The organism is Vibrio sp. 2-2(8) (assembly GCF_963888495.1).
Taxonomy (GTDB): Bacteria; Pseudomonadota; Gammaproteobacteria; order Enterobacterales; family Vibrionaceae; genus Vibrio; species Vibrio anguillarum.
In genome coordinates this window covers 270,188-286,954 of sequence record NZ_CAWPJM010000033.1, presented here as the reverse complement: position 1 = coordinate 286,954, position 16,767 = coordinate 270,188, and the positions used below count along the sequence as shown (strand labels likewise).

Annotated in this window: 16 protein-coding genes; 9 read left to right on the top strand and 7 right to left on the bottom strand. The window is 46.4% G+C overall.

All coding sequences use genetic code 11. The features are described 5' to 3' along the window. Positions 1-28 precede the first annotated feature (28 nt). The 6 genes from arsB to trmY all read left to right on the top strand — a co-directional run bounded on the left by arsB (position 29) and on the right by trmY (position 5,284). Positions 29-1,087: an ACR3 family arsenite efflux transporter gene (gene arsB / locus AACV12_RS10515; RefSeq protein ID WP_094163596.1), complete on the top strand. Its 1,059-nt coding sequence runs from the start codon at positions 29-31 to the stop codon at positions 1,085-1,087. Positions 1,088-1,455: 368 nt separating this feature from the next. Further along, positions 1,456-1,797: a metalloregulator ArsR/SmtB family transcription factor gene (locus tag AACV12_RS10510; protein WP_088733488.1), complete on the top strand. Its 342-nt coding sequence runs from the start codon at positions 1,456-1,458 to the stop codon at positions 1,795-1,797. Between the two features lie 21 nt (positions 1,798-1,818). Then, positions 1,819-2,820: an ArsJ-associated glyceraldehyde-3-phosphate dehydrogenase gene (locus AACV12_RS10505; protein ID WP_170888552.1), complete on the top strand. Its 1,002-nt coding sequence runs from the start codon at positions 1,819-1,821 to the stop codon at positions 2,818-2,820. 12 nt (positions 2,821-2,832) lie between these two features. Next, positions 2,833-3,330: a cyclin-dependent kinase inhibitor 3 family protein gene (locus tag AACV12_RS10500; RefSeq protein WP_170888551.1), complete on the top strand. Its 498-nt coding sequence runs from the start codon at positions 2,833-2,835 to the stop codon at positions 3,328-3,330. Between the two features lie 42 nt (positions 3,331-3,372). Next, entirely contained in the window at positions 3,373-4,605 is a 1,233-nt protein-coding gene (gene arsJ, locus AACV12_RS10495; protein ID WP_170900310.1) for an organoarsenical effux MFS transporter ArsJ, read from the top strand. Positions 4,606-4,684: 79 nt separating this feature from the next. Then, positions 4,685-5,284: a tRNA (pseudouridine(54)-N(1))-methyltransferase TrmY gene (gene trmY, locus AACV12_RS10490; protein WP_094149725.1), complete on the top strand. Its 600-nt coding sequence runs from the start codon at positions 4,685-4,687 to the stop codon at positions 5,282-5,284. Here the strand turns inward: trmY and AACV12_RS10485 are convergent. Then, complete coding sequence (locus AACV12_RS10485) at positions 5,281-8,157, bottom strand: HD domain-containing phosphohydrolase (protein ID WP_249371335.1); 2,877 nt, start codon at positions 8,155-8,157, stop codon at positions 5,281-5,283. The two genes, trmY and AACV12_RS10485, sit on opposite strands and share 4 nt — an antisense overlap. Positions 8,158-8,346: 189 nt before the next feature. Between AACV12_RS10485 and AACV12_RS10480 the strand changes: the two genes are divergently transcribed. After that, positions 8,347-9,090, top strand: coding sequence for a phosphatase (locus tag AACV12_RS10480; protein WP_064626355.1), 744 nt, complete (start codon positions 8,347-8,349; stop codon positions 9,088-9,090). A 97-nt stretch (positions 9,091-9,187) separates the two neighbouring features. Continuing rightward, positions 9,188-9,574 carry a cytochrome b562 gene (locus AACV12_RS10475; protein WP_013868020.1) on the top strand — a complete coding sequence of 129 codons (387 nt, stop codon included), beginning with the start codon at positions 9,188-9,190 and terminating at the stop codon, positions 9,572-9,574. A 45-nt stretch (positions 9,575-9,619) separates the two neighbouring features. On the opposite strand, the gene AACV12_RS10470 is transcribed toward AACV12_RS10475, so the two are convergent. The 4 genes from AACV12_RS10470 to uhpT all read right to left on the bottom strand — a co-directional run bounded on the left by AACV12_RS10470 (position 9,620) and on the right by uhpT (position 14,704). Further along, positions 9,620-10,954 carry an MFS transporter gene (locus AACV12_RS10470; RefSeq protein ID WP_017048480.1) on the bottom strand — a complete coding sequence of 445 codons (1,335 nt, stop codon included), beginning with the start codon at positions 10,952-10,954 and terminating at the stop codon, positions 9,620-9,622. A gap of 19 nt (positions 10,955-10,973) precedes the next feature. Next, the gene (uhpB, locus tag AACV12_RS10465; protein ID WP_170900308.1) at positions 10,974-12,509 is read right to left on the bottom strand and encodes a signal transduction histidine-protein kinase/phosphatase UhpB; all 1,536 of its coding nucleotides are present in this window, start codon (positions 12,507-12,509) and stop codon (positions 10,974-10,976) included. After that, positions 12,509-13,114, bottom strand: coding sequence for a transcriptional regulator UhpA (gene uhpA / locus AACV12_RS10460; protein WP_026028260.1), 606 nt, complete (start codon positions 13,112-13,114; stop codon positions 12,509-12,511). Before uhpA ends, uhpB begins: the two co-directional genes overlap by 1 nt. A 195-nt stretch (positions 13,115-13,309) precedes the next feature. Then, positions 13,310-14,704 (bottom strand): hexose-6-phosphate:phosphate antiporter, encoded by a 1,395-nt coding sequence (gene uhpT, locus AACV12_RS10455; protein WP_017048964.1) that lies wholly within the window; start codon positions 14,702-14,704, stop codon positions 13,310-13,312. 344 nt (positions 14,705-15,048) lie between these two features. Between uhpT and AACV12_RS10450 the strand changes: the two genes are divergently transcribed. Continuing rightward, entirely contained in the window at positions 15,049-15,408 is a 360-nt protein-coding gene (locus AACV12_RS10450) for a hypothetical protein (protein WP_170900307.1), read from the top strand. A 35-nt stretch (positions 15,409-15,443) separates the two neighbouring features. Here the strand turns inward: AACV12_RS10450 and gloA2 are convergent, their stop codons facing one another. Both gloA2 and AACV12_RS10440 read right to left on the bottom strand, forming a co-directional pair. Further along, entirely contained in the window at positions 15,444-15,827 is a 384-nt protein-coding gene (gene gloA2, locus AACV12_RS10445; RefSeq protein ID WP_017046047.1) for an SMU1112c/YaeR family gloxylase I-like metalloprotein, read from the bottom strand. 9 nt (positions 15,828-15,836) lie between these two features. Then, a complete protein-coding gene (locus tag AACV12_RS10440) occupies positions 15,837-16,760 on the bottom strand; it encodes a LysR family transcriptional regulator (protein WP_170900306.1) in 924 nt (307 codons plus the stop codon). Between the last annotated feature and the right edge of the window lie 7 nt (positions 16,761-16,767).

Sequence of the window (16,767 nt, the reverse complement as noted above, 5' to 3'; positions counted from 1 at the left end):
TTTTTAGACTGACCGAGAGATGTGATGTATGAGTGAATTACCTGTCTGCGCAGAAGCCTCTGCAGCCGAAAAAATGAGTCTTCTCGATCGCTATCTAACCTTGTGGATTTTCCTTGCGATGGGGCTCGGGGTAGCGATCGGTGTCTTCTTTCCGCAAGTGGCGCAATGGAATGAAAATATGTCGGTCGGTTCGACCAATATTCCGCTGGCGATCGGTTTGATTTTGATGATGTATCCACCACTGGCAAAAGTGAATTACAGCCTACTAGGTGAAGTGACTCGTGATAAACGCGCCATCACACTCTCTTTAGTGATGAACTGGATTGTCGGGCCTATCTTGATGTTTGCATTGGCGATCATTTTCTTACGCGATTATCCGGGTTATATGGTCGGACTGATCTTAATTGGTCTGGCGCGTTGCATCGCGATGGTATTGGTGTGGAATGATATCAGCGGTGGGAACAAAGAGTACGGCGCAGCGTTGGTGGCGCTCAACAGTGCATTTCAAATTGTCACTTACAGTTTTATGGCGTGGCTATTTATTACTGTTTTGCCGCCGTATTTTGGGCTCGAGAGCTTTGTGGTTGATATTACCATTCTCGATATCGCAGAAAGTGTGCTGATTTATCTCGGTATCCCATTTTTAGCTGGTTTTTTAAGTCGCAAATGGTTGGTGGCCGCGAAAGGTGAGCAATGGTACAACGAGGAGTTTATTCCGCGTATTTCACCGATTACGCTAGTGGCACTACTAGCGACGATAGTTTTGATGTTCAGCCTGAAAGGCGAGATGATCATTGAACTGCCGATGGATGTGATACGCGTTGCCATCCCTTTAGTGATTTATTTCTTAGTGATGTTTTTTGTCAGCTTTTTCATTGGTAAAAAACTGGGCATTCCTTACGATCAAAATGCCTCAATTGCTTTTACCTCATCAGGCAACAACTTTGAACTGGCGATTGCCGTTTCGATTGCTGTGTTTGGTTTAAATTCCGATCAAGCATTTGCGGGTGTGATTGGGCCCTTGGTTGAAGTGCCGGTGTTGATTGCCTTGGTCAACGTTGCGCTGCGTATGAAAAAGAAATACTAGCGCTCTCTGAGTCCGAACTTCAGGATATTTTTCTCATTAAATTTCATAACCGTAGACTGTTTTGAAAATGTGAAATGTTTGTGAATGAGTTAGAAACGTCATCTATGTTCTGCTACGCACGAACTCTTGATCCCAATGTTGCGATGCATCGGGGTATGATCGGCGTATCAAAAATAGATCTATTGGGAAATCGATTGTAATCAAAATGCCACAAAAGCCCTGCAACATACCATCAGCTATTTTACTGCTCGCTTTAGCATTGTTCTCTGAAGTCAGCGGTAACTTTTATTTAGCGGTAACTTTTCTATTGACAGCGATTTCTTTTTATATGATACATGTGTACATCCGTATATGCAGAGATAAGTAAAATGCTACCTCATCAGTTTTTTAAATTGCTGTCCGATGAAACACGGGTGCGCTGTTTACTCATGATTGCACGCGAGCAACGAGTGTGTGTCGGCGAGTTGACACAAGCGTTAAATGAGAGCCAACCGAAAATTTCTCGCCATCTGGCTCTACTTCGTTCCAGTGGCGTGGTGGTTGATACAAGGCAAGGCCAATGGGTGTTTTATCGGTTATCGGACCAACTACCCGGATGGATGAAAAAACAAATTCAAGGGCTGATGGAATCCAACTGCCTGAAAAAAGAATACCAACAAGATATGCAAAGGCTGGCAGAGATGGAATCTCGCCCAGAATGCTGTGTTTAGAAGGGATAAAAGGAAATAAAGATGTCGATTAAAGTCGGAATTAACGGATTTGGCCGCATTGGTCGTTTAGCATTAAGGGCGTCATTTGATTGGCCAGAGATCGAATTTGTGCAAATTAACGACGTTGCGGGTGACGCGGCGACCTTGGCTCATTTGCTCGAATTTGATTCAATACAAGGCCGTTGGCATCACCAAGTGACAAGCGACGGTAATGCGATCATTGCCAACGGTAAGGTTATTCGTACCTCACAACAAAAAGCGATCAATGATGTGGATTGGTCTGGTTGTGATGTGGTCATCGAAGCCACGGGAAAACACCGCAAATCTGAGTTTTTGAATCAGTATCTCGCGCAAGGTGTCAAACGCGTGGTGGTATCGGCTCCGGTAAAAGAAGCGGGGATTGTCAATATCGTGGTTGGGGTCAATGACCACATCTTTGATCCACAAATACATCAGATTGTTACGGCCGCTTCTTGCACCACCAACTGCATTGCGCCTATCGTCAAAGTGATTCATGAGCAACTGGGTATTGAACATTCCTCGTTTACGACCATTCATGATTTAACCAACACGCAAACCATTTTGGATGCACCGCATAAAGATCTACGCCGCGCTCGTGCGTGTGGTATGAGTTTGATCCCAACCACAACCGGTTCTGCGACAGCGATTGTGGAAATCTTCCCCGATCTGAAAGACAAAATTAACGGTCACGCGGTGCGTGTGCCGCTAGCCAATGCCTCGTTAACCGACATTATTTTTGATGTGAAACGCGATACCAGCGCGGAAGAAGTCAACGCGCTACTGAAAGCGGCTTCAGAAAATGAGCTCAAAGGCATTCTCGGTTTTGAAGCGCGCCCACTGGTGTCGATTGATTACAAAGGCGATCAACGCTCAACGATTGTCGACGCACTCTCGACCATGGTGGTGGGCAAGCGCATGGTGAAAATTTACGCTTGGTATGATAACGAAATGGGTTACGCAACGCGTACCGCAGAATTAGTACGCAAAGTCGGTTTGGCATAAAGGAGCAAAGAAATGACACATCCTACATGGGAACTGCCTGTTGCAGAAAACAGCGCTGGTTTGGTATTGACGCCTTGCCCGGGGACAAAAGATCTTCCTCTGGTTGAGAGTATTGAACAACTGAGATCTCAAGGTGTTACCGTTGTGGTGACGGCTCTAAGTCACGAAGAGATGCAAGAGAAAGGTGTTGGTGACTTGCCTAAAGTGGTTGAGCACGCGGGGCTGCAATGGTTTCACGCCCCAATTGAAGATGATTGCGCGCCCGACCATCAGTTTCAAACGCATTGGCAAAGTATCTCCCCGTCACTTCATCAGGCGCTTGCCAAGGGAGATAAGATTGCCATGCATTGCATGGGTGGATCGGGTCGTACTGGTTTACTTGCTGCTCATTTATTGCTGGAGAAAGGTTGGGAACTGCAAAACATTATTACTCACGTTCAATCATTAAGACCGGGTGCGTTTACCAAAGATGTACAAGTTGAGTACATCAAACAATTTGTTAATCAATAACAGTCCCAAAGAGCTGCCTTAGGCGGCTCTTTTGCAAAGAGAGTGATTATGCTGTCTCAACTCAACCAAAACGTTCGCCAGTACATGCTAGTGACTTTTAATTATTGGAATTTTACCGTCACTGACGGCGCGCTGCGCATGTTAGTGGTGTTGTATTTTTATGATTTGGGTTATTCGACCTTAGCGATTGCGTCTTTGTTTCTCTTTTATGAATTTTTTGGCGTGGTGACGAACCTGATTGGCGGTTGGCTTGGTGCGCGTTTAGGGCTGAATCGCACCATGAATATTGGCCTTGGCATGCAAATATTCGCGCTCTTGATGCTTGCTGTACCTGCTGCATGGTTAACCATTCCTTGGGTGATGGCGGCGCAGGCGTTATCGGGCATCGCAAAAGATCTCAATAAAATGAGTGCAAAAAGTGCGATCAAAACGTTAGTCCCTGAAAATGCACAAGGCGCACTCTACAAGTGGATAGCCATTCTTACGGGTTCAAAAAACGCTCTAAAAGGGGCCGGCTTTTTTCTCGGTGGCGTCTTGCTCTCTTGGATCGGCTTTCAATATGCGGTAGCGGCTATGGCGGCGGTATTGCTGTTGGTTTTTATCGGCAGTTTGCTTAGCTTGCAAGCCGATATTGGCAAAGCCAAAACCAAACCGAAATTTTCAGAGATTTTCTCCAAATCGCGCAGCGTGAATATTTTATCGGCGGCTCGCCTATTTTTATTTGGCGCGCGAGACGTTTGGTTTGTGATTGCCTTACCCATTTATCTGGGCAGCGTTTTTGGTTGGGATCACAGTGCCGTGGGCGGCTTTTTAGCGTTATGGGTGATTGGCTACGGCGTGATCCAAGGGTTTGCTCCTAAAATAACGGGCAGTGCTTCAGACCAAGTGCCAGATGGGCACTCTGCGCTCGGTTGGGCGGCGTTACTGGCGCTGATTACCGGTTTGATCGCCTACAGCATTCAAGCGCAGTGGCATCCGGAAGTCGTGATCATCGCGGGGTTACTGCTTTTCGGCGCGGTCTTTGCGATTAACTCATCGCTGCATTCCTATTTGATCGTGAGCTATGCCAAGGGGGATGGTGTATCGCTTGATGTTGGTTTTTACTACATGGCAAACGCGATGGGGCGTTTAATCGGTACCGTGCTTTCCGGGTGGGTTTTCCAACTTTGGGGATTAGCGGCGTGTTTGTGGGTTTCGTTTGGTTTTCTGCTGCTGACCACTCTCATTTCATTGGGGCTCCCGAAAAGCAAAGCTGTGTTGACGAGCGAACCGTAGCTTCACCAGTAGATCACTATTCCAGTAGATGGAGATTGTGATAGAGTCCGTGCTTTATTGAATGAATTGAGTCAGTCACATGAGAGCTTTTGTTGTAAGGGCCCGCGCCGCTTCCACGGATAAACAGACTTTTTTAGCCTCTGTTGGGCAAGAAGCCCACACCGAAATTTTGGCCCACGTACTCATGAACGCTATTTTTACTGCGCAGTCGCATCGTGATGACGTGGTGGTCTACTTAGTGCTGGAAAGTACGCAAGATTTCTCGCGGACTTTATGCTTTGAGTCGAGCCAGTTGCACAATATCGGTGGCTTTCACGAGCAAGCCTTGCTGACCAAAATAGGCCTCGCTTTAGATGTTTCTGTGGGTATGGGCAAAGAGCAAACCCGAGAGGTCGAGCAAGGACTCACGGTTGAAACCATCAGTTTTGAAAAGTTGGTGCAACGCCTTTCTGAAAGTTACCACTTGTATTTACTGGATAAAAAAGGCGAAAGTGTCCGTGAGCATCAATTTTCTGACGACAGCTGCTTTTTACTTACAGACCACATCCCGATGCCGAAAAAAAGTTGGAACAGTTTAAAGCGCCTTAATACACAGAAAATCAGCCTTGGGCCTCGAATGCTGTTTGCCTCGCAGTGCATTGTGCTGATCCAGAATGAGTTAGATATTCGCGGTCTTTAAAAAGTCTTTTTCAAACTCATTTTTACTTTTTTTATCTGTGCTTCTTTATCAATTGGGCTGTGCTGATCGGAGTGTAAAAACCGATCCGCATAGTCTTGATAAATCTCTTTTTCTAAAAAGAGTAAGTAAAGCTTCGGATCAATATGGCCTGTGGTGGCCATGGTGGTCATGATCGCGATCGATTCGCTGAGCGTTTTGGCCTTTTTATAGGGGCGATCGCTAGAGGTCAGTGCTTCAAACACATCGGCTATTGCCATCACTCGAGCGGGGATGGAAAGCTGCTCTTCACTTAAACCTCTTGGATAACCCGCGCCATCCATTCGTTCATGGTGGCTTCCCGCAATATCAGGAACGTTTTTCATATGTTCAGGATAAGGTAGCCGCTTGAGCATCATGATGGTTTGCACAATGTGATCATTAATCATAAAGCGCTCTTCGTTAGTGAGCGTGCCACGGCGAATGGACAAATTATAGAGCTCACCTCGGTTATAGCGCAGTTCTCCCGGTTGTAAAATAAAGTTTTCTTGCCACAGATCTTGTGGACGGCAACCGTTCACCCAGTGCAACTGGTGTACGGGTTTATCATCAAGCAAGCGCTCCATAGTGGGCAATGGTTTTGACTCTCCTGCACGTTGGTTCTCTATCCAAGAAGTACCGAGTTGATCATCCAAAGTCCGTTTCCACTCTCTTTGCGCAATTCGCTCTAAGCGGGAAAGGTCATCATCGCTCATAAACTCACTGCCAATATTACATTGCGCGACGAAAGCAAATTCCTCATCAAGGATGTGTTGGTTCGTCAGCAACTGCTGCTTGAGATCTGGCTCGTTCTTGCCTTGCGCAACACCTTGCCAGTAGTCCGTTTCAGCTTGACATTTGAGCAGCTCAAAACGCATTCTAATTTCGTGAATTCTGTCGTAGATCGTTTCTAATTTGGTCGCTTTATCAATCACATATTCAGGCGTGGTCACTTTTCCACAATCATGCAACCAAGCGGCGAGAGTGAGCTCTTCCCACTCTTCATTGGTCATGGAAAATTGTGGGAAATAGGTGCGATCGTTTTCCGCCGCTTTAGTGATCATTTTGGTTAATTCAGGAACTCGCTGACAATGGCCGCCCGTGTAAGGGGATTTGGTATCAATGGCTGATGCGATCAATTCAATAAACGAGTTGAGCATCTCCTTTTGCCGCTGCATTTTGTCGATATTGTCTTTAGCGATTTCGGCAAAACTGAGCAGCTCTCGTAAAAATGCATGTTTGTCTTGCTGATCGGGAGTGATGGCCCGTTCGTAGCCTAGGTTTAATACGCCAACTAACTGCTTGTCTCGGTTGAGCAGTGGGAAAAGATAAAGATCAGAATTATACAGCTCATCTTTATGCTTACGCATCGAATTATCGGTTTTAGATAAGTGAACCGTTTGGCCTTTGCGCAGTTCAGAAAGTAGCCACGGCATCTCTTGAGACAACTGATTGATATCAAGCTTAAAGGGAATGATGGCGTGGTTTGCTGCGGTGATAAATTGGTTATTTTCGTTGGCATAAGTGTAGAGCAAAATAGTTTCAGCTCGAGTGATCAAATAGCTTTGATGGGTAATCGTTTTGGCTAACACACCGAATTCTTGGTTGCTGGCGGTTTCGCGTAATAGTCGCAGCAAGTCGTGCAGTGTATGCTCCATGAGCTCTATCGATTGGGTTAAATTGGCAACTTCGCGGATCCGGCTTTTTGGGTAGCGTGTCTTTTTAAATTCAAAGCGCGTGATGTTGTCGGTCAATTGCACTAGGTTACCTAAAGGGCTGGCGAGCCTTTGCGCCACAAAACCAACTACTGCAAAAGCGATAGCGAGCATGATTAACGCGACAAAAATCTGCTGATCTCGCATCGAGAGCAAATCTGCGATCAAATCGTCTTGCGGTACCGCTTCTGCCAGCAACAAGCGTACATTGTTGTTTAACAGTACTGGCGTTAACGTCACCGACCACGTTGTGCCATTCATATTGACCGTTTCATACAAAGTTTGGCTGCTGACCCGATTCAATATTGGTGCAAAAGTACTTTGCTGTAGCTGCTGTGCAATCTGTGAGGGATCTTGTTGTAGCTCGAACTTAGTATTGTGTTGGGCGAGTGGTCTAAATTGATTATCGAACAAAATGAGCTGAGCACTGTCAGAAAAACCCATCGTACTCATCTGTTTTGACAGTGAGTCAAGCGTGAAATCAGCGCCAAGCACACTCTTTCCATCGGCCGATCTACGTGACAGTGTGACGCCGCTCGTTTGTAGGAAGAAAAAGAAATAAGGTTCCGTTAAGCGTATCGCGCCATCTTGACTTGCCGAGGTAAACCAAGGACGCACGCGAGGATCAAATTTATTATTGTTATCTTGTTTGTCGAGCAGGCTTTCAAGGTTCTGGTCTAAATAGATAAAGCGGTTAGTGCCATCAACTTGAGTGTAATGGGCCAATAGCTGAGCTTGCGCGGGGGCATCAAAACGCTGTTTGGCTTTATCAAAGCTCAGCGATCGAAATGTAGTACAAGCTCCGGCTTCGTCACAATAATAGAGCGCGACCAACTGTGGATTACGTTGGAAGGTCAGCCAAACAGTGGCGAGTTGGCGTGGGTCCGAGATGACTTTATCCGGTTGATCAATTACGTTACTAAAAGCTAAAAAATCGAGCGTAGTCAAGATAGGCGCGGCACTTTGTTTAAATGCTGATTCCAGTTTTTTGCTGTTTTCGCTACTTAATCCTTGTGCACTTACCGTCAGTAGTTGCTGACTATGGTGATAACTTATGCCAATCAATACAATGCCGATCACCATGGCGAGCACTAAAAAGAGACTCGTAATGTGAATGCTCAGTGAGTAACGACGTCGTTTCATAACCAACTCCGAATTGGATGACATTGCTAAGTATTGTTCAATGTGGGTAAGTTGCAAAAAACCATTTCACATCGGTGTGTTTTCATCCGGTCAGAAAGTGTCGATATGGTGAATATATCGCCCTTAGATTGAAGTGCCATCAGCGAGGCTGTTACACTGAAGCATCGCTGTTGGAATGGAATAATTAAAATGAATCTTGTCGTTGATACTCATACTCACACTTATGCAAGTGGTCACGCTTACAGCACGCTCATTGAAAACGCGCGTTCAGCTAAAGAAAATGGATTGGCAATGTTTTGCACAACCGATCATGCGCAGTCGATGCCTGGAGCGCCGCACTATTGGTTCTTCTCCAATCAACGTATTTTGCCGCGCTTTTTAGACGGTGTTGCCATTATCCGAGGAATTGAGTCCAACATCATGAATCGTGCTGGCGAGATTGATGTTCACCCTTCGGTTGACCAAAACTTAGATTGGGTGATCGCCAGTTTTCATGAGCCCGTATTTCAGCCTGCCGATAAAGCGGCGCATACCGAAGCGTTAATCAATGTGATTAAAGGTGGACGAGTGGATGCGCTAGGGCACTTAGGTAACCCTAATTTCGATTTTGATTTTGATGAGGTGATCGCCTGCGCCGCCCAGCATCACGTTGCGATAGAAATTAATAACAGCACCTTAAAAGGACACAGCAGGGTAGGGAGTGTCGATCGCTGTTATGAAATTGCTAAGGTGGCGAAAGCGCATGGTGCTTATGTTACCACTGGCAGCGATGCCCATTTTTGTCAAGATATCGGCCAACTTCACCTGGCCAGTGAACTGCTTGAGAACGTTGGTATTGCTGCTGAGAAAGTGATTACGCACAGTGTCGAGCAGTTTCTGGCCTTTTTAGCACTGCGCGGGCGAAAAGCGATCGCAGAATATCAAACACTATAAGCCGTAAAGAGGTCATAAAAATGACAAAAATTTGTCCTTCTTTTATCTTGAGATCCATTAAACTTGGCACTTCTTGCCAGAATAAAAAGAAATAATTATGAAAAAAATAATGATATTAACAGCTTGCGCATTATTTGCGGCTAGCGTGTCGGCGGCTAATGTTGACTTAAAACAGAACATGAAACAAATGAAGCTTGAATTTAAACAAGCGGCAGAAGCGACCAGCGTTGAAACAATGCAAGCACCCATTGAGAGATTAAGTCAGTTGGTTGAAGAGTCAAAACGGGGAAATTATCCACCGGAGAAGCAAGATCTCTATTTAGAAGGGTTTAATAAGCTTTCCGTGGCATTAGACAAAATCGAAGTGGATCTTGAGCAAGGAAATTTAGAGCAAGCTCAACAAACGCTGCGGACGGTAGACGAACTGCGTGTTGAATACCACGAGCAGCGTAACCCAAGTATCTGGAAGCGCTTATTTGGTTAATCAGCTTTGTGGCCCCTCACGATAACGTTGGATTGGTTATAACGTTCAATGGTTCGTGGGGTGGTCGCTGCCTGAAAACTGAGCTTGTAAGAAAGGCAGCAGTAGTAAGCCGATCACAGCGGCGCAAACAGAAATGGTGACAAAAAAGCCTCGCCATTCGAATTGCTCGACAATAATGGCTAACGGGTAACCAGCGAGCGCTGCGCCCATATACGCAAATAACCCCACAAACCCAGTTGCTGCGCCAGCCGAATCTTTGTGAGAACATTCCGCGGCGGCCATACCAATTAACATTTGTGGGCCAAAGACAAAAAAGCCAATCGTAAAAAAGCCAGCGGCTTGGAATACAAACCCCGTTAACGGCATCAGCCACAGCGCTGCCACCGAAAGAAAAATGCCCATTGAAAAAATCAGATTCATTGGTCCACGGTTGCCGCCAAACAGTTTGTCTGAGCCCCAGCCTGCGACTAACGATCCAATAAACCCACCGACTTCAAACAGCGAAAGCGCGCCATTAGCCGTGATCAAATCATAGCCTTGTTGCTCGGTAAGGTAGATATTTCCCCAATCATTGATGGCAGTACGCACTATGTAAACCAGTACATAGCTCAAGGCGAGTAACCAAATGTACTTATTTCCTAACACATATTTGTGCAAGATCTGTTTAGTGCTAAGGCCGAGGCCTTCATTTTCTTGCGCCAGTTCAAGGGCGTCATTACGCCATTGACCAACACTGGGTAAACCTTGGGTCATTGGTTTATCACGCAATCGCCAACATAAGAAAACCCCACCAATAACGGCTAAACAGCCCGGTACAATAAAACCTTCGCGCCAACTAAAATGGAAAGTGAGAAAGCCAACCAGTAATGGGATCAACGCGCCCCCCACGTTATGAGCGGTATTCCATAACGCCCACCAAAAACCACGTTCAGAGCGCGAATACCAAGTTGTCAGGAGTTTAGAGCAAGAAGGCCATCCCCAACCTTGGAACCAAGCATTGAGCACCCAGAGTAAGATGAACATACTGATTGAGCTTGAAAAGCCAAACAGAATATTGATAAAACCCGTTGCCATTAACCCTAGGCCCATAAAATAGCGCGGGTTGGAGCGGTCCGACAAAATCCCAGACAGAAATTTTGAGATACCATAGGTGATGTAAAACAACGTGCCCATGATGCCAATATCACTCTTATCTAAACCGAGGTCAGCAATCATCGCGGGCATGGCGTAATTCAAACTTTTACGCGTGAAGTAGAAAAGCGCATAACCGACATACATCGCCATCATGATGTGAAAGCGCCAATAACGGTACTGCTGGTTAACCTCTTGCGCTGATGCAAGAAGCGGTTGCGGTGGTTGAGAGCGTAGAAAATTTATCATAGTGCTTTATATTCCACGATTATAAGTGGGGCAGTGTGACGGTAAGCTGAGTGCCATTCCCGCTTAGATCGTGGTTGGCTGTTGTAGACTGACAGTGGCTAATAATCTGAAAGTGGCCACCCAATGCCTCGACTCGCTCACGCATCCCCCGTAAACCAAAGCCGTTCAGCTGCGCTTGTGCTTTGAAACCGATGCCATCATCGTGAATGCGCAGTGTGACATCACTTGCCAACGAAAACTCAATCACAATGTGGCTAGCTTCCGCGTATTTTAAGGCGTTATTGAGCGCCTCTTGGCACAATCGATAAAGGGTCACTTTGGTGGCATCACTTAGCTTTTGCAGTTGAGCGGTTGAATTCCCCGTCCAAACCACTTGGGTTTGAATGCCGTGCGTCTCAAATTCAAGGTCACGCAGCAGTTGATCCAGTGCTTCGACTAGGCCTAAATCATCTAAGGTTTTAGGGCGTAAACGGGTTAGCAAACTTTTAGTTGTGTCGTAAACATTTAAAGAGAGAGATTCAATGGTTTTAGCACAATTGCTGGTGACGGGCTGAGATTCGACGCGTTGAATAATGCTGGCTTGAGTACGGATAGCGGTAATGTTTTGACCGATCTCATCGTGCAGCTCGCGAGCAATATCGCGCCGAACGGATTCTTCAGCTTTGACTAATTGGCGGGACAAATTTTGGTTACGATCAAGCTGTTGGCGCAGCTTGGTGTTGAGATCTCTTTGTCGCTGCACACCCATTCCCAGCAAAATGCCGGTTAAACTTTGTGCTGAAAGAGAGAGCAGGAGATCAGTGACTTCCATATTAGAGACACCACTACGAGCCGCGATCAATGCAATGCTATTGAGCAGCGTACCGAGCAATGCACCTTGCCAGCCGTAGCGAAAAGCGAGCAAAATGATCGGGATGGCTAAACAAAATGGCGCAAAACGCCGAAGTTCATCAGGTAAACCAATTTGCAGCGCAATGCTTAAAATAAATAGTAAAGAGTAGAGTAAGACGTGACGCGTGCGAAATTCGATATGACGAGAGACTAAGTTCGCCGTCAGTGGAACCCAAGTGCTTTGGAAAAGATAATTCCATATCAAATAGCAGCTTGGCACAATCATTAAGCCAGCTGTGATGCTGACTAACATCACCATTGACGCGGCATGGCCGTGGTAGGTGGTGGCCAGCGTATTAATGATAGCGCTGACGAGGATCAACCCGCCCATCACAATAAAGCGACGCCACTGACTTCCGTGGTAGTAGCGTTGGGCGAGCAGGTTTAAGGGCAGCGTTGCGATACTGGCGGCGAGTACTGTCAGCCATTGAGGTTGTTCCATTAGCATGGCGAGCGCAATCGTCAGCCACCATTCTGCACCATAAATCGCGGGCCAGTAACGTTGTGGACTGTGCAGCGCAGTGCCTAAACGCAGAGCAAAAGGAAAGAAGAAGATCGCCAGTTCCGGATCGTTGACAAAATAGTAGGCGATAACCCACAAGCAAAACCAACTGCAAGAGAGCAGAAACCAAGCGCAGAGTGACGTAATAAAATAGCGTGGCATTAGAATGAGTCAGAAAAATATTTCGCTAAGGCCACGTTATTGCTCACACCTAACTTATCCATGGCATTGGCGCGATGGACATGAATGGTTTTGTGGCTAAGTCCAAGCTCATTGGCGACCGCTTTCACATCCAGCCCGGCAGCCAGCATTTCACTGATTTGCCGCTCACGTTTGGTCAACTGTGCTAATAGCTTTGCCTCGCGCTTGGGAGAGGTGAGTTTAAGCGCAATATCGGGTGTTAAGTAGCAACCACCATGGGCGCTGGTTCGTACGGCTTGGATAAGTTCATCTGGGCTACAACGTTTGCTTAAGTAGCCTCTTGCTCCAGCCTCCAAGGCTTTTTCGACCATGGCCGCGGAATCGTGAACGCTCAGCATAATGCATGCTATCCCAGAGGGTAGATCTTGAAGCAGCGACAGCCCGCTTTCATCAGGCATTGAAATATCAAGAATACAGACGTTTGCCCCCGTGCCGGGAAGCCCTGCGCGCGCTTCGGCCGCCGAGCTAAATTGGCCGACCACTTGGATATCGTCTTCAAGGTTCATGAGTTGGGCAAAGCCTGAACGTACCACGATATGGTCATCCACTAGTGCTACTTTGATCATCACAATCCCCGCTGTTTATATTGCCTGAGTAAAAAGGGAGCTTAAACTAACGCCACAGAGACAATTAAACAAGCAATATATCCCTTTGCTATGGATGCCATTGTAGAGGAGTCTAGCGCGTCAAAAAGGAAGGGGTGGCACAATAAAACGCGACACACTCATAAAAGAGAATATCGCGTTTGATTTTGCTGGGAGCTAAGCGGCAGCTGCGGCCAGCTTTAGCCTTTTCTCATGGCGGATCTTACGCTCTTCTGCGATCGCGACAAAAATCAGCAGTACGATACAGATCATCGCTGAAGTGTCGAGCGCAGCAAAGGTGCCCTTCCAGCCAGTGAGGCCAAAAATCGGTGTACCGTCGGCGATCATACCTAGGCCAAGTTTGGCAAAACTATCACCAATTAAGTAAGCAAAGGTGCCCTTAACGCCATCGGCGACACTGATCGCTTTTTTCGGCACAAAGCCAACCGCAGCAACACCAATCAGTAATTGTGGGCCAAAAACAAGGAAACCTAGCACAAACAGTGACCCGAGATACATAAACTCGCTGGTGGCGTGCTGATAGAATTCGAGCGCAACAATGATGAGTCCCAGAGAGACACAGGCGACCAAAGCACGGCGGCCATTAGCAAGATCGGACAGATAACCCCACATTAAAGTGCCGACTAATGCGCCCACTTCAAAGAGAGTGAAGCCTGAAATGGCCGCTTCTTTTGACAAACCAAGTTCTTGATAGGCATACACAGTAGACCACTGGTCGATGCCGATACGCACGATGTAGAGGAATATGTTGGCAAAGCAGAGTAACCAAATCACTTTGTTTTTCAAAATGTATTCAACAAAGATCTCACGTTTGGTCATTTGGTTTTCTTCCGCGGCAATATCTTCCTCGCTGACCGCTTCATCAAACAACTCTTCGACCGTACCTAAACCGTATGCTTCAGGAGAGTCACTACCGTAACGCAAACCAATGAAACCCACCACTAATGCGATGATCGACGGGAACACAAACATGCCCACAACGTGACCATTAAAGAGATAGTTTGCACCAAACAGTGCTACGCCTGCCGCACCTGCGCCGCCGACATTGTGCGACATATTCCATAAACCCAAGTAGGTGCCGCGTTTATTTTTGGGCGTCCATTTGGTGATAGTGGAGTAGCTTGATGGCCCACCAGTACTTTGGAAAAAACCGCTTAGCGCATAAAAAGCAACCATTAGGAAAATGCTGACGCTTGAACCGCCCATGCTCATGCTAAATCCAAGCATTGCAATACCAGAAAGGATCAGCATAAAAGGTAGGAACTGTTTCGTGTTCTTGCCATCGGCGTAGTAAGAGACCACTGTCTTACCAATCCCGTAAGTGATCGAGAAACCAAGACCAATCAGCCCTAGCTGTGTCATCGACAAGCCGTAGGTTGAAATCATATCGTTTTGTGCAACGTTGAAGTTTTTGCGCACTAAATACATCGCCATGTAGCCAATAAACACCACAAGGTATGATTGTAAAAATGGTTTGAACCACATTTTACGGCGTTCTGCTGCGGGGAGATCGAGGGTCGGTAGCCGAACCTGTTGCAAAAGTTTTAGCATGTGAAATCCTTAGAAAATCACGTCAAAGAAATCTCTGCTGTTAGTCAATTCACACCAGAGTCGAATGGCTAGCAACCGTCTGGCTGCATCATAGAGTGATTGTAAAAATCGGCTTGGCGATTGACTTGAGGGCATGGCCTAACTGAGTTAGGAATATTTCCTAGTTTGGGTGGATTGATAGACAAAGCGTGAATGGAGTCACATTGATATGCATCTTGAAACGTCGTCTTTAAGCTAACGATTTGTAGCGAACTTGAGGGTATTTGTTAAGTTTTTAGCGCTGCCGCACTGTTATTTTTATCATTGCGTTATATAGTGTCGACAAGAAAAAATTGAGTGTTGCTATGATTCGCCTAAACCGTTTTAACAGAATAATGTTGCTCACCAGCGCGCTCAGTTGGGTGCTGGTGTCGCTTATGCCTGTAATAAACGCGCATGGCAATACGGCGGGGGTTTGGGCCACACTGTGCACCATTAATGGTTTTGAGCTGGTTCAAATTGAAGAGGGAAAAGTACAGACACAGCATACGAAACCCTGTCCCTTTGCTCATTTCTCCACCTTTCATCAAGATTCACTTCCAACGACACCTTTACTGACACGACTGAACTTGTTTGTTTCATACAGCTACACTTTTTTGGCTCTAAGTGTACGATTTGAAAAACAAGTTCCTCGTGCGCCACCATTATTTAATCTGTTGTACTGACGTTAGAAAATAGCCTTGATTCCTTCCTCTATTCACTATTCAGAATAAAGCTCTAACGGTAAACCATCTGGGTCGGCGAAAAATGTGTATTCTCGACCAGTGAACTCATCAACGCGGATGGGTTCGACGATGACGCCTTTTTCCTCTAAATACGCTTTGACTTCACTGACACTGTCCACCACAAACGCTAAATGTCGTAGCCCTTGAGCTTCAGGGAAGCTTGGTCTTGGTGGTGTATTTGGAAATGAGAACAGCTCAATTTGTCCGCCATCGGGCAGAGCAAGATCCAGCTTGTATGAATCGCGAGCGGCGCGGTAATTTTCAGCAATAACAGGCAGCCCTAAGATCTGAGTATAAAACGCTTTGGAACGTGCGTAGTCTGAACAAATAATCGCCGCGTGGTGGATTCGTTTTAGCATGATTAACCTTTATTTGTTGAGCTGGCTGACCAAATGTTCAGTGACGTAATCAATGAACACCCGCAGCCTTGCTGGCATGTACTTGGTTTGCGGATATTGCATGGCAATTGAGCCGTAGTAATTACTTTTGATCGTCCAATCGGCTAATAGCCGGACGACGCTGCCTTCAACGAGCGCTTGCTGAATGACAAAATCATGGAAGATACCGATACCTAAGCCATTTTTCACGCCGTTCAAACGCATTTGTGAGTGGTTTACTGCATAGCGGCCTGAGACGGCCACTGTATGGAACTCATCTTCTTTATGAAAATCCCAGAGATGGTCACGCTCGGTTTCGGCAAGATACAAGCAGTCGTGATCCGTTAATTCGATAGGGTGTGTGGGCGCGCCTCTGGCCGCTATATATTCTGGGCTGGCGCACAACACTAAGTGGGTTTTGCCAATTTCACGCAGTACCAAGTTTTCATCTGGCTTATCAGTCAGTTTAAACGCCACATCAATATTGTGTTTGAATAAATCGATCGCACCATCTGCAGCTCTCAGCTTAAGTTGAATTTCAGGGTATTGAGTTAGAAAAGGAAGCACAAGGGGTTGCAGAACTGAGTTCAAAAATGCTTCAGGTGCCGCAACAGTGAGTGCACCTGCAGGTTCGGTGTGGTCAGAGGTGGAAAGCTCAACCGCTTGCTGCGCAGCGTTGACCATTAACAGACTTTGATCATAAACGCGCTTTCCTGCCTGAGTGATTAAGAGTTGGCGCGTGGTTCGCTCAAATAACTTCACTGATAGCGCTTGTTCTAAACGGGTAATCAATTTACTTAATGCCGAAGGTGTTACCCCCAGCTTTTGAGCGGCTGCCGTAAAGCTACCTTCATTGACCACCACAATAAAATTGGCGAGATCGGGCAAAAGAGCAATTAATTTGGGATGTAACATAAGTTTC

What these genes read in the sequence shown, in the direction of transcription:
- arsB (WP_094163596.1), top strand. Translation starts at nt 29, where the DNA reads ATGAGTGAATTACCTGTCTGCGCAGAAGCCTCTGCAGCCGAAAAAATG.
- AACV12_RS10510 (WP_088733488.1), top strand. Translation starts at nt 1,456, where the DNA reads ATGCTACCTCATCAGTTTTTTAAATTGCTGTCCGATGAAACACGGGTG.
- AACV12_RS10505 (WP_170888552.1), top strand. Translation starts at nt 1,819, where the DNA reads ATGTCGATTAAAGTCGGAATTAACGGATTTGGCCGCATTGGTCGTTTA.
- AACV12_RS10500 (WP_170888551.1), top strand. Translation starts at nt 2,833, where the DNA reads ATGACACATCCTACATGGGAACTGCCTGTTGCAGAAAACAGCGCTGGT.
- trmY (WP_094149725.1), top strand. Translation starts at nt 4,685, where the DNA reads ATGAGAGCTTTTGTTGTAAGGGCCCGCGCCGCTTCCACGGATAAACAG.
- AACV12_RS10485 (WP_249371335.1), bottom strand. Translation starts at nt 8,157, where the DNA reads ATGAAACGACGTCGTTACTCACTGAGCATTCACATTACGAGTCTCTTT.
- AACV12_RS10480 (WP_064626355.1), top strand. Translation starts at nt 8,347, where the DNA reads ATGAATCTTGTCGTTGATACTCATACTCACACTTATGCAAGTGGTCAC.
- AACV12_RS10475 (WP_013868020.1), top strand. Translation starts at nt 9,188, where the DNA reads ATGAAAAAAATAATGATATTAACAGCTTGCGCATTATTTGCGGCTAGC.
- AACV12_RS10470 (WP_017048480.1), bottom strand. Translation starts at nt 10,954, where the DNA reads ATGATAAATTTTCTACGCTCTCAACCACCGCAACCGCTTCTTGCATCA.
- uhpB (WP_170900308.1), bottom strand. Translation starts at nt 12,509, where the DNA reads ATGCCACGCTATTTTATTACGTCACTCTGCGCTTGGTTTCTGCTCTCT.
- uhpA (WP_026028260.1), bottom strand. Translation starts at nt 13,114, where the DNA reads ATGATCAAAGTAGCACTAGTGGATGACCATATCGTGGTACGTTCAGGC.
- uhpT (WP_017048964.1), bottom strand. Translation starts at nt 14,704, where the DNA reads ATGCTAAAACTTTTGCAACAGGTTCGGCTACCGACCCTCGATCTCCCC.
- AACV12_RS10450 (WP_170900307.1), top strand. Translation starts at nt 15,049, where the DNA reads ATGATTCGCCTAAACCGTTTTAACAGAATAATGTTGCTCACCAGCGCG.
- gloA2 (WP_017046047.1), bottom strand. Translation starts at nt 15,827, where the DNA reads ATGCTAAAACGAATCCACCACGCGGCGATTATTTGTTCAGACTACGCA.
- AACV12_RS10440 (WP_170900306.1), bottom strand. Translation starts at nt 16,760, where the DNA reads ATGTTACATCCCAAATTAATTGCTCTTTTGCCCGATCTCGCCAATTTT.